The organism is Endozoicomonas sp. ALD040, assembly GCF_049275945.1.
GTDB lineage: Bacteria > Pseudomonadota > Gammaproteobacteria > Pseudomonadales > Endozoicomonadaceae > Endozoicomonas_A.
In genome coordinates this window covers 5,711,192-5,724,999 of sequence record NZ_CP184829.1, presented here as the reverse complement: position 1 = coordinate 5,724,999, position 13,808 = coordinate 5,711,192, and the positions used below count along the sequence as shown (strand labels likewise).

Genomic DNA, 13,808 nt, shown 5'->3' with positions numbered 1-13,808 from the left:
TCCCTGAAGCTTTTTTTAATAAAAAATCCGGAGGTGGTTAATCTCCGGATTTGGCATTTTATTTATGATTGTGTAGAAGTTAATTTCTTCCGCAGTGCATCCCAGGCATCATTTGAAACTTCTACTTCAAAGCCATCAAAACCATGCCAAACTTTAACAAAATCTACATGTTTGTAATCAAGCCATTCTAATATTCTTTCTCTGATATCAAGGGCATTATCCTTACTACCAGTATGGATAGCTAATCTGGATTTAACTGCTTTGGCACTTTTGATATTAAAATCCTCTTTCGGATCAAACTTATGGTATATTAGTTTACTCACATCAATAGATTCATCATCTGGTAACATATATTTTATAGAGTTAATAGTTTCTTCAATAATTTTTTCGTCTTTTTTGGGTTCATCTATTTTTCTGTAATTTTTATAATTTTCGATAGGAGTCATTTTGCTATCAGCTGTCAAGTCATTTGGTTTCAAACTTTTATCAGATTTCAAATCATTAGATTTCAAGCTTTCAGCTGAGTCATTCCCGGCCGCATAAAATTCTAAAAAGCTGCCATCCTTAATCAGCATCTCCACCAACCGATTGCCTTGTCCATCTACAATGGCAATGTAACCAGGGGAGACAAAATGAAAGTGTGGTGGTTTTTTTGTACCGAAGCCTCTGAGTGTTCTTGTTGCGGCAGTGGCAACTTGACCATAAGCTCCCTCTTCATTAATGGATACTCTGGTCTTCTGAAGAATTTCCAGATCACAATTTGAGGGATGGCCTAATCTTGTTAAATCTTCAGACCTTATGACATCGGCTCCAAATGTCTGAGAAATTTTGTCGAGTAAATTAGTGTCACAACTGCCGTCTATTTTTATCCTGGGTAGCATTAGATCCATCTCTTTTTTACGGCCATTTAATCCGTCAATCAGGTGATTGATTGTATCAGAATCAAGGTTGTTAATCCCTGTCGGACTGTCATCAGGGGTTATTATTGCGACTAATTTAAGATCTTCACCATTCACTGATCGGAAATTTTTGCCAATGGCGCCAAATTTTCCATTATCAAAAAATTGCACGTTTTCAGTTGACTTCATCATCTTGACGTTTTCAATCATAATTCCGTCTGCGCAGATAAATTTGCCCGAGGCCGTTTTTTCTTTAGAAAATGGCCTCTCCCAGATACCCTCGAATTCCATCACATTGCCAATTACCGTTGTAATCAGTTCTCGTCGAGTTTTACAATGACCATGAAACAACTTATTGATTTTTCCATGAGTCTTCTCTTTCACGAAGTCTTCTGCGATGTCGGCCAGGCACCTGTCCTGGTCAGGACGGTCCAGCTTTTCGGTTCGATAACATACAGACAGTATCTGATCAAGATGCTCGTTTATGACGGCAGAGTCAGAACCTATAAAGTTAGCGCAAGAGAGTGCCTTCTGTATCTGATACGGATCCTTGGCGTAAGCATGGTTAATGCTGAATTCGCCTAGTTTTTTATGGATCTCAATCTCCATCTCATCAGTTAACTCTTCTTTAGAGATACCCAGGATCGATGCCTTTCTGGCTTTATCATCCATACTCGCCAGAAGCATACCCAGAACCGGAGCCAGGCTGGTAGAAGACACTACCTTGCTTTTATTGTCCCTGTCGTCTAAGGCGTTCAGAATTCCTAATGACACTTTATCAATCAATTTTTTTACAAGATATGAAGCCTGTGAGGTGGCTTTGAAGGATGTGTTTCGCAGATTTAGCGGTTGCGATGACAATGAAAATTGTCTGAATGAATGTCCAATAGGGTGCATAATATTTTCTCCTAACTCTGATAATAATTAATTTTTTATTCAGGACAAACATACTGCTTCCATGTTTGCGGACAGCGCATGCTTTTCAAATAGCCGTAAATTCTGTGTTATGTAGCATTACTATGAGTTAAGTATTTGCTTTTGCATTAATCACTAACTGGTTAGTTAGTTACGATAACATCTTGTTTCCTGCCATAAAACTTAACTTGTCTATCTGTTCATTTTATGGGGGCTAGTTTGCTTTCAGGCTTTTGTTAATAAAAAAATCCGGAGCTGATTAAACTCCGGATTTGGCTTTTTTTTATGATTGTCCAGAAGTTATTTTAGCAATCATTTTATGCCAGGTATTATTATTAACTATTATTTCAACAGGATTATCTCTTTCATAAATCTTAACAGCAGATCTGTATTCTTCTCCTATGGATTTTAATATTCTTTCTTTAAGATCTTTAGCGTCATCCGAAGAAAAGAATTCGAGTGTTAAAATTTTATCATCTGCCATAGCGCTTTTAATTTCAAGTTTCCCATCCGGATCATAATAGTCTTTTATAAAATTACTCACATTTACAGTTTCAAAAAAGTCAAAAGATAACCGTTTTATTGCAGATAAGTCTTCTTGTACCAGCCTTATTTTTGTGGGCAAATCGATTTTAGGCTCTGTATTATAGTCACTATCAGGCATATCATCTTCACTATCAGACATGTCAAAATCGTAATAACCTGACTGGTTGTCAGAGCTCTGTTTTCCAGCGGGTGTGATTTCAGGTGTACCGCCAAGCTCAAAAAAGCTGCCATCCTTAATCACCATCTCAAGCAACCGATTACCTTGTCCATCGACAATGGCAATGTATCCAGGGTAATTAAACTCAAAGCTGGGACGAGAGGATGGGTCCCTGAGAGTAGTTGTTGCGGCAGTGGCCACTGTACCATAAGCTCCCTTTTCACCAATGGATACTTTGGTCTTCTGTAGTATCTCCAGATCACCGTCTGATGAATCGCCTAATCTTGTTAAATCAGCGGCCTTTATTATGTTGGTTCCAAATACCTCAGAAATTTTGTCGAGTAACCTGGTATCACAACTATTCTCTATTTTTATTTTCGGAAGTCTTAGATCCATCTTCACTTTACGATCATTTAATCTTTCAATCAGATGATTAATGGTTTCAGAGTCAAGTTTATTAATCACTTCAGGATCTTCAAAGTGTGGTTGTATTGCAACTAATTTAAGGTCTTCTCCATTCAAGGATTGGAATTCTTTACCAATGGCATCAAATTCACTGGTCTCAACAAATTGAAGCTCTTCAGTTGAAGACATCATCTTGACGTTTCTAATAAAACTTCCATTTGCGCAATTAAATGGGCGGTGGACCGTTTTGTCTTCAGAGAATTCATCTTTCCAAATACCGTCGAATTCCATCACATGACCTATCACCGCTTTAATTAGTTCTCGTCGAGCTTTAGAATGACCATGAAACAACTTTTCGATTTTTCCATTGGTCTTCTCTTTCACGTAATCTTCTGCGACATCGGCCAGGCACCTGTCATGGTCATGACATTCCAGTTTTTCGGTGTGATAACATTCAGACAGTGTCTGATTAAGCTTCTCATTCCCGAGGGCAGAGGTAGAACCTATGAAGTTACTGCAAGAGAGTGCCTGTTTCTGATCCGGATCCTTGGCGTAAGGATGGTTAACGCTGAATTCACCTAGTTTTTTATGGATCTCAGTTTCCATTTTATCAGTTAAGTCTTCTTTAGAGATACCCAAAACCGATGCCTTTCTGGCTTTATCATCCATACTCGCCAGAAGCATACCCAGAACCGGAGCCAGGCTGGTAGAAGACACTACCTTGCTTTTATCGTCCCTGGCGTCTGCAGCGTTCAGAATTCCTAATGACACTTTATCAATCAGTTTTTTAACAAGATATGAAGCCTGTGAGATGGTTTTGAAGGATGTGTTTCGCACATTTAGTAGTTGCGATGACAATGATAATTGTCTTAATGAATGTCTAATAGGTCCCATTATATTTTCTCCTAACTCTGATAAAAATTTATTTTTATTCAGGACAAACATACTGCTTCCATGTTTGCGGACAGCGCATGCTTTTCAAATAGCCGTAAATTCTGTGTTATGTAGCATTACTATGAGTTAAGTATTTGCTTTCGCATTAATCACTAACTGGTTAGTTAGTTACGATAACATCTTGTTTCCTGCCATAGAGGCCGTTACCATGGTGGATTTATCTCTGTCCAAAGTACTGCTATAAAACTTAACTTGTCTATCTGTCCATATTATGGGGGCTACGATACTTTTAGGCTTTTTTTAATAAAAAAATCCGGAGGTGATTATACTCCGGATTTGCCTTTTTGTTTATGATTGCCCAGAAGTTATTCTATGAATCATTTTTTCCCAAGCATCAGTTGAAATATGTACTTGAAGAGGATAAGCGTTGATAGAAGATTCATATTCTTTTCCAATGGATTCTAATATTCTTTCTTTAAGATCTTTAGCGTCACGCAGAGAAGAGATTTTGATAGTTAAACGTTCATTATCTGCCTTAGCGCTTTGAATATCAAGCTTCCCATTCGGATTATAATAGTTATTTATAAAAGTACTCACATCTACACTTTCAGTAAGATCAAAAGATAACTGTGTTATCACAGATAAGTCTTTTTGTACCATCTTTGTTTTTGTGGGTAAATCGATTTGACTGCTTTGATCATCGTCACTATCAGACATATCATCATCACTATCAGATATACCAAAGCTCTGTTTTTCAGCGGGTATGATTACAGGTGTACCGTCAAGTTCTAAAAAGCTGCCATCCTTAATCACCATCTCAAGCAACCGATTACCTTGACTATCTACAATGGCAATGTAGCCAGGGCAATCAAAATCAAAGCTGGGATGCTCAGAGGATTTGTCCCTAAGAGTAGTTGTTGCGACAGTGGCGACTGTACCATAAGCTCCCTCTTCACCAATAGATACTTTGGTCTTCTGAAGTATTTCCAGATCACAGTATGATGAATCGCCTAATCTTGTTAAATCACCAGCCGTTATTATGTTGGTTCCAAATACCTCAGAAATTTTTTCGAGTAACCTGGTATCATAACAATTATCTAATTTTATTTTCGGAAGTCTTAGATCCATCTTTACTTTATGATCATTTAATCTTTCAATCAGATGATTAATGGTTTCAGAGTCAAGTTTGTTAATCGCTTTAGGATCTTTAAAGCGTGGTTTAATTGCAACTAATTTAAGGTCTTCTCCATTCACGGATTGGAATTCTTTGCCTATGGCATCAAAGGCACGGGTATTAGCAAATTGAAGCTCTTCAGTCGACCTCATCGTCTTGACGTTTGTAATAAAACTTCCATCTGCGCAATAAAATGGCCGGTTGACCGTTTTGTCTTTAGAAAATTTGTCTTTCCAGATACCCTCGAATTCCATCACATTACCTATTACCGCTGTAATTAGTTCTCGTCGATCTTTAGAGTGACCATGAAACAACTTTTCGATTTTTCCATTGGTCTTCCATTTCACGAAGGCTTCTGCGACGTCAGCCAGGAACTTGTTATGGCCATCACATTTCAGCTTTTCGGTTTGATAACATGCAGACAGTATCTGATTAAGCTTCTCATTAATGACGGCAGAGGCAGAACCTATAAAGTTAGTGCTAGAGAGTGCTTGTTTCTCATTACTATAAGGGTGGTTTACACTGAATTCACCGAGTTTTTTATGGATCTGAGACTCTAGCTCATCAGTTAATTCTTCTTCAGGGATACCCAGAACTGCTGCTTTCCTGGCTTTATCATCTATACACGCCAGAAGCATTCCCAAAACCGGAGCCAGGCTGGTAGAAGACACTACCTTGCTTTCGTCGTCCCTGACACCTTTGGCGCTGAGGATGCCTAATGACACTTTGTCCAGCAGTTTTTTAACAATATCAGAAGCTTGTGAGGTAGTCTGTAAGGATGTGTCTGGCAGATTAAATGGCTGCCACTGCGCCGTATTCATAGAAGTTCTCATTGATTCCATAGCCTTCTCTCCTTTACTTTATACAAATTAATTAGCGAGAATAAACTCACTGCTTCCATGCTGAGGAAATAGCCATAAATGCCAAGCTTCAGCCTTGCCCTTAATACTTGATATTTAAGTATTTTCTTTCTCAGAAATCACTGACCGGTTAGTTAGTTACGATAACACCTTGTTCCCTGCAATAGAGCCTGGTTGCCATAGTGGAGGTATCTCTGCCCGAAAAACTTTAATTGTCCGTCTGTCCATCCTATGGGGCCACTATAGTTTAAGCTTTTGTTAATAAAAAATCCGGAGGTGGTTAATCTCCGGATTTGGCATTGTATTGATTCATGATTGATTAGAAGTTAACTTATTGCGCAGTGCTTCCCAAGCTTCAAAAGAAACCTCTAATTCAAAAGGAGAATTTTGACCGAGTATCCTAACAAATTTGCTATGTTCATCTCCAATTGATTTTAATATTCTTTCTCTAAGCTCTATAACTTCATCCTTAGAAGACATATTGAGTGTTAGCTGCATATGATCTGCCACATCGATCCGAACATCAAACTCGCTATTCGGATTATAGTGGTGTTGTATTAAAGTACTAATCCTATCCATCGAAGTTAGATCGGTTACATCTTTCTCAATTGTGAATTGATTATCAGATGTATAAACTTTGCTATCAGGCATATCATAATCGTTAAGAGTTTCCAGATTATCAGAGCTCTGTTTTTCAGCAGTTGTAATTATAGGATTATCTTTGCTATCAGAAATATAAGAATCGGTAGGTCCTGAAGTTATTTTATCAATCATTTTTTTCCAGGGATTAGTTAGAACATCTACTTGAATAGGTTTAGCTCTTTCATAAATCTTAACAGAATCAATATATTCTTTTCCAATGGATTCTAATATTCTTTCCCTGATATCTTTAGCGTTATCAAAAGAAGATGTTGTTATTTTTAACCTGCGATTATCTGCCTTAGCGCTTTTAATATCAAGCTTTCCATCCGGATTATAATAGTCTTTTATGAAAGTGCTCACATCTACAGTTTCAAGAGGGTCAAAAGATAAGCGTGTTATTGCAGATAAGTCTTTTTTCACCAGTTTTGTTTTTTTGGATAAATCTATTTCACTGCGATCCACTGGTTCTGGATCATCTTTGCTATAAGAACTATCATCTTCGCTATCAGAAATATAAGAACTGATAAATCCAGAAGTTATTTGATCAATCATTTTTTTCCAAGGATTAATTAAAACACTTACTTCAATAGGAGTAGCTCTTTCGTGAATATTAACATGGCAACTATAGTCTTCTCCAATGCATTTTAATATTCTTTTCTTGATATCTTTAGCGTCATCGAAAGAAGATGTTGTCATATTTAGCCTATGATTATCTGCCTTAGCGCTTTTAATATCAAGCTTTCCATCCGGATTATAACAGTCTTTTATAAAAGCACTCACATCTATAGTTTCAAGAGGGTCAAAAGATAAGCGTGTTATTGCAGATAAGTCTTTTTCTACCAGCTTTATTTTTGTGGGTAAATCTATTTTACTGCGATGCACTGGTTCTTGATCATCTTCGCTATAAAAACTATCATCTTCGCTATAAAAACTATCATCTTCGCTATCAGATATATAAAAACTGTTAAAACTTGCCAGATTATTAGAGCCTGATTCTCCATCGGTGGAGATTATAGGGTCACCAACACACTCCAAAAAGCTGCCATCCTTAATGACCAGCTCAATCAACCGATTACCTTTTTTGTCTAAAATGGCAATGTAGCCAGGGCAGTCAAAATCAAAGCGAGGTTTTTCGCACCTTGTTTGAATTTGTGCAACAGTCGCCATCGCACAGCTGGCACCTTTTTCATCAACAGAAAATATGATTTTCTGAAGCATCTCCAGATTATCATCTGCCGAAATGCCTAATTTTGTTAGATCTCCCGCTACTATGTCAGTTCCAAATACCTTACATATTTTCTTGAGTAACTGAGTGTCACAACTGTCCATGTTTATTTTGGGTAGCGTTAGCGTATATTCCGCTTGTCTATGATTTAATTGTTCAGTTAACTCGTTAATCGTGTCAGAATCAAGTTTATCAATCGCTGTGGCACTTTTATTATGCGGCTTTATTGCGACCAGTTTAAGATCTTCTCCATTCACAGATTGGAATTCCTTTGCGATGGCACGAAATCTCCTGTTAGAAGCACATTGAACCGTTTCAGTTTTAGACATCATCTTGACGTTATCAATACAAGTTCCATTTGCACATAGAAAACGTCCAGCAGCCGTTTCATCTGGAGAAAAACTATCCTCCCAGACAGCCCGGCAATCTATTACATTACCAATTACTGCTTTAACTTCGTTCAACCCATCAAACAACTTTTCTATTTTTCCTTTGGTTTTATCCTTAACAAAAGCTTCTGTGACATCAGCTACGTCCCAGAAAGCACCTTCCAGCTTTTGGGTTAGATAACATTCAGAGAGTATTTTTTCAAACTGCTCAAATCTGACGCAAAAGGCAGAAGCAATAAAGTTAGCGCAAGAGATCAACTGATCAGGATGGCTTCCGTAAGGGTGGTCTTTGCTGAATTCACCGAGTTTTTTATGGATTTCAGTCTCCAGCTCATCAGTTAAGGATTCTTCGGGGATTTCCAGAATCAATGCCTTTTTGGCTTTATCATCCATACACAACAGAAGCATACCCAGTACTGGAGCCAGGCTGACAGAAGAGATCACCTTGCTTTTGTGGTCCTTGGCATCCTGAGTACATAAGATCCCGATTGACACTTTATTTATCAGTTTTTTAACAATATCTGAAGCCTGTGAGGTGATCTCGAAGGAAGTTGCTGGCCTATTAGATGGCTGCCATTGCATTGCCTGGCTTGAAGTTCTAATTGTTCCGGTTGGGGTAAATGAGTGCATAGTATTCTCTCCTTTGGTTGATACAAAGTAGTGAGAATAAACTCACTGCTTCCATGCTATTGCAAATAGTCATAAATGATGAATTACAGCATTGCCATTAGTACTTGATATTTAAGTATTTCCTTTCTCAGAAAACACTGACCGGTTAGTTAGTTACGATAACACCTTATTCCCTGCAATAGAGCCCGATTGTCATAGTGAAGGTATCTCTGCCCGAAAACTTTAATTGTCCGTTTGTCTAACCTGTGGGGGCAACTACAGGTTAAGCTTTTGTTAAAAAAAAACCGGAGATGGTTAATCTCCGGATTTGGCATTTTATTTATGAATGTATAGATTTTAACTTCTTAAACAGTGCATCCCATGCGTCAAATGTAACTTCTACATGAGAGCCATCAGAGATCTCGAAAACTTTAACAAAACATTCATGTTTGTAATCCAGCCATTCTGATATTTTATCTTTGATTTTAATAGCGTCTTCCTTGGTACGAGTTTTGATAGATAAATCAGATCTACCTGAATAGGCACTTTCGATATTAAACTCCCCATTCGGATCAAAGCTATGACGTATTAGAGGACTCGCATCAATACTTTTGATTTTTGTTTTATCAGATAAGTGCTCTATTATAGAGTCAATACTAGCTTTACCGCTTTTTCCGCGTTTTTTGGAAGCAAGCTTTTTCCTACCATTTGTGTTGGTTTCGATTTTAGCTCTTTTGCTTTCAGCTTTACAGTCATCAGTGTTCAAACTTTCAGAAGAAATGGTCTCGGCCGGAGCAAATTCAAAAAAACGACCATCCTTAATGATCAACTCAACCAACCGATTTTCATTTTCGTCTACAATGGCAATGTAACCAGGACAGACAAAGTCAAAGCTACCTACTTTGGGTAAGCACCTTACAGAAATTCTTTCATCACTCAAAAGCTTGTTCTGAGCACCTTCTTCATCAATGGATAGTACAGTCTTCTGAAGAATACTCAGATTACTATTTTCCGGTTTGCCTAATTTTGCTAAGTCTTGTGCGACTATTACGTCGGTTCCAAATGCCTCGCAAATTATCTCGAGTAATTGAATATCACAACTTTCTACTACGTTTATTTTAGGTAGCGTTATATTAAATATCGCTTTATTATGTCTTGTATCGCTAATCAGATCAGTGATTATTTTGGAACTAAGGTAGTTAATTGCTGTTGCACTTTCTTCGCGGGGTGATATCGCAACTAATCTAAGGTTTTCTCCATTCACAGATCGGAAATTTTTGGCTATGGCGCCAAATGTTCTGTTATAGGAATAGTGGCAATTTTCCCACATCTGCATCATCTTTACGTCATTAATATGAGTTCCATCTGCGCAAAGAAAATTGCCCGGGACTGTATCATTTGGAGAAAATGCTTTCTCCCAGTTACAATCGAATTGTATCACGCTACCAATGGCCGCTTTAATCTTATCCCGCTCAGTTTCAGGATAACAATCAAACAAGTTTTTAATTTTTCCATTGGTTTTCTCATTAATGTAACTTCCTGCGACGCGTGCTACGGAGCTGTCATGACAGTCGAGCTTTTCAGTTTGATAACATTCAGACAGCCTCTGATCAAACTGCTCATCCCTGCTGGCATCTTCAGTAGCCATAAAGCCAGCGCAAGAGACTGCCTGTTTCTGATCAGGATCCTTACTATAAGCGTGTTTTACGCTGAATTCACCGAGTTTTTTATGGATTGCATTCTCCAGGTCATCAGTTAAGGTATCTACGGGGATGTCCAGAATCAATGCCTTCCTTTTTTTATCATCCATACTCGCCAGAAGCATGCCCAGAACCGGTGCCAGGCTGGTAGCAGACACTACCTTGCTTTTGTCGTCATTGACCGCCTTAGGCAGGATTTTGAGTGACAGCTTTCTGATCAGTTTTGTAACGATATTAGAAGCCTTTTCGGAGACCTCCAGGGAGTTAACTGGCGGTTTTGATGTCTGCCATTGCATTGGTTCGGTTGATTGTCTGATAGGTTGCATAGTCTATTCTCCCTTTCTTGATAAAAATTAATTAGTGAGAATAAACTCACTGCTTCCATGCTGAGCAAATAGCCATAAATCCCGGGTTACAGTATTGCCCTTGGTACTTGATATTTAATTATTTCTTTTCTCAGAAATCACTGACCGGTTAGTTACGATAACACTTTGTTTCCTGCAATAGAGGCTCGTTATCGTGGCAGATGTTTCTCTTTCCGAAGTTCTGCCATAAAATTTAACTTATCTATTTTTCCAAATTATGGAGTCTGGTTTGCTTTCAGGCTTATGTTAATAAAAATATCCGGAGGTGATTAAAAACCGGATTTGGCTCTTTGTTTATGATTGTCCAGAGGTTATTTTAGCCACTTAATTAGCATTATATTTATTCACGATTTGCTAGCAGTTAACTTTTCCAGCAGAGCATCCCATGCATTAGATTGAACTTCAACTCTAAAATATTCGATAAAATCTTCAAGCCTAAGTAAATCCTCATATTCTTCTCCAATTAATTCTAATATTCTTTTTTTAAGCTTTTTGGCGTCATCCAAAGAAACGACATCGATATCTATTTCGGGTAAGCACTTTACCCGAGCGTTAATAATTTCAAGCTCTTCATCCTGGTTAAATCTATGTTGTATTAAAATAGTCATATCACCATAGCGAAGAGGGTTGGAAAGAAACTCATTGATTCTGGTTTCAATAGCGTCTTCAATATTTTTTATATTATTTGCGCTTTTTTGAACTGCGTACCATCTGGCATCAAATGTATAGTTTCTTTTGGGAGTTAGATCATCATCGCTATCAGAGTCATCAAAGCTATCAAACATCAGGTCGTCAGAGTCCGGGTTTTCCACTGTTTCCAAAAATCTGTCATCCTTAATGACCAAATCAAGCAACCGATTACCTTCTGAGTCTACAATGCCAATGTAGCCAGGGCAGAGAAATTCAAAGTCAGGGGTTTCAGGATCGTCTTTTACGGTGGTTTTTTCGGCATTGGTCAATGGGTTGCAAGTATCTTGTTCATCAACGGTTACTGTAATCTTCTGAATCATATTTAAATTTTGGTCTGCCTGTTTGCCTAATTTTGATAAATCTACTGCTGCTAGTGTGTTGATTTCACATGCCTGATGAATTCTTTTGAATAATTGGTTTTCACAAGTTTCCATGTTTATTTTTGGTAGCTTTACGTTTAATGTCATTTTATTATCATTTAATCTTTCAATCAGGTGATCAATTGTTTCAGAATCAAGGAATGTAATTGTGGACGTAGATTCAACACGCGGTTTTATTGCGACCAATCTAAGGTTTTCTCCATTTACAGATTTTAATTCTTTGGCAATGGCAATGAATTGTCCGTTGTCAGCAATTGGAAAATTATCAGTTGTACTCATCATCTTAACTTTCTTTAAATCAATTTCAGTTGTACATATAAAATTGCCCGTGGTGATTTTATCTGAAGATGCACTTGTCTCCCAGATGCCCTTGAAATCGAAACTCATCGCATTGACTATGGCTGCTGTAATTTCATGCCGTTGAGCTTCAGAATAACCACTAAACAAGTTGTTAATTTTGCCATCATTAATGTAAGTTTCTGTGACGTCTGCTATGCAACTGACAGGACACTCCAGTTTTTCGGTTTGATAACATTCAGACAGCCTCTTTTCAAACTGCTCATCCCTGGTGGCATCTTTAGTCGCTATAAAGTTAGTGCAAGAGATTGCCTGTTTTTGACCAAGGTGTTTAACGTAAGCGTGTTTTAGACTGAGCTGGCCGAGTTCTTTGTGGATTTCAGTCTCCAGCTCATCCGTTAAGGCTTCTACGGGGATGCCCAGAATCATTGCCTTCTTGTCTTTATCATCCATACTCGCCAGAAGCATGCCAAGACTGGCAGCCAGGCCAACAGAAGACAGCGCTATACTTGATTTGCCGGTAAAGTCCAGAATCGAGATTTTTACTCTATCCAGCAGATTTTTAACGACGTCGGAAGCCACTACGGTGATCTTGGAGGATGTGTCTGGCAGGTCTAATGGCTGCGCTGACAGTGATGTTTGTTCTATTGAATATCCGAGAGGTTGCATAGGCTAAACTCCTTTCCTGATGACTAAATAGTGAGTGAACTCACTGCGTCCACGCTTTGATATAGCTGTAAATCGTGAGTCACGATGCGGCCATTTATATCTAATAGTTAACAATTTGTTTTCACAAATCACTAACCGCTTGGTCAGTTACGATAACGCCTTGCTCCCTGCAATAAAGTGGTGCGTCCGGATGCAGAAGGTCTTCCATATCTTTTTAAAAATAATTTTTATATGTTTTTTTTCTCTATCCATTCCTGCGGCTTTTGTGGTATCTCCTGCTTTTAACCACAGTCCAGTAAGCAGCAGCTCATTCGTATACAGTCGCAATATAATTAGTGCCCGTCCGAAAACCCTCAAATACTTGAAAATAGCGGCTTATAGCCTAATTTAAGGAACGAAGGTTTTCCACAACAGGACGTTCCCGAACTTATGCGCCAGACCATTAATCCACAAATGCAGCTTGGCGAGGTTGATATCTCTGCCATTACATTCAATCTCAGGTCAAGGGATGACACTCCCCGCTTGCTCCTGGCATTGCAATATATCTGGACAAATATCGAGTTGAGGAATCAGGTTTTTCACGTGCTTCAGGGTATGATAGCTGCCGACCAAGGTAACGGGCGTCCCGGAATGGATCCCTGGAGGATGTTGGTTTTTGGCGCCTTGCGGCTGGTCATTAACTGCGACTACGACCGGCTTCTTGAGCTGGCTAACGAGCATGGAACTCACCGAAAGATTCCAGGCCATGGGTCTTACTGTGAACACCAGTACAAACTGCAAACCCTGCAAGACAACATCTCATTGTTCACACCGGAAATTCTGGACCAGAACAATCAGGTCGTCGTCAATGCTGGCCGTGAATTGGTAAAAAAAAGAAGAGAGGCCACGCGCCCGCGCTGACTCGATCGTCGTAAAAACCAATGTTCACTTTCCGACGGATATCAACCTGCTCAGAGATGCTATTTGCAAGTTGATAGAGTGGGCAACCACTT

General features: G+C 38.7%; 7 protein-coding genes. 1 reads left to right on the top strand and 6 read right to left on the bottom strand.

Annotation, left to right across the window (positions count from 1 at the left end; translation table 11 throughout):
- Positions 1-62 precede the first annotated feature (62 nt).
- The 6 genes from ACOJUN_RS20690 to ACOJUN_RS20665 form a co-directional block, all read right to left on the bottom strand.
- Positions 63-1,796 (bottom strand): serpin family protein, encoded by a 1,734-nt coding sequence (locus ACOJUN_RS20690; protein ID WP_422133773.1) that lies wholly within the window; start codon positions 1,794-1,796, stop codon positions 63-65.
- A gap of 301 nt (positions 1,797-2,097) precedes the next feature.
- Positions 2,098-3,867 (bottom strand): serpin family protein, encoded by a 1,770-nt coding sequence (locus tag ACOJUN_RS20685; protein ID WP_422133772.1) that lies wholly within the window; start codon positions 3,865-3,867, stop codon positions 2,098-2,100.
- Between the two features lie 297 nt (positions 3,868-4,164).
- Complete coding sequence (locus tag ACOJUN_RS20680) at positions 4,165-5,832, bottom strand: serpin family protein (protein WP_422133771.1); 1,668 nt, start codon at positions 5,830-5,832, stop codon at positions 4,165-4,167.
- Positions 5,833-6,159: 327 nt separating this feature from the next.
- Positions 6,160-8,736 carry a serpin family protein gene (locus ACOJUN_RS20675; protein WP_422133770.1) on the bottom strand — a complete coding sequence of 859 codons (2,577 nt, stop codon included), beginning with the start codon at positions 8,734-8,736 and terminating at the stop codon, positions 6,160-6,162.
- A gap of 319 nt (positions 8,737-9,055) precedes the next feature.
- Positions 9,056-10,741 carry a serpin family protein gene (locus ACOJUN_RS20670; protein ID WP_422133769.1) on the bottom strand — a complete coding sequence of 562 codons (1,686 nt, stop codon included), beginning with the start codon at positions 10,739-10,741 and terminating at the stop codon, positions 9,056-9,058.
- 383 nt (positions 10,742-11,124) lie between these two features.
- Positions 11,125-12,816: a serpin family protein gene (locus ACOJUN_RS20665; RefSeq protein ID WP_422133768.1), complete on the bottom strand. Its 1,692-nt coding sequence runs from the start codon at positions 12,814-12,816 to the stop codon at positions 11,125-11,127.
- A 429-nt stretch (positions 12,817-13,245) separates the two neighbouring features.
- Between ACOJUN_RS20665 and ACOJUN_RS20660 the strand changes: the two genes are divergently transcribed.
- Positions 13,246-13,716 carry a hypothetical protein gene (locus tag ACOJUN_RS20660; RefSeq protein ID WP_422133767.1) on the top strand — a complete coding sequence of 157 codons (471 nt, stop codon included), beginning with the start codon at positions 13,246-13,248 and terminating at the stop codon, positions 13,714-13,716.
- Positions 13,717-13,808: the final 92 nt, after the last annotated feature.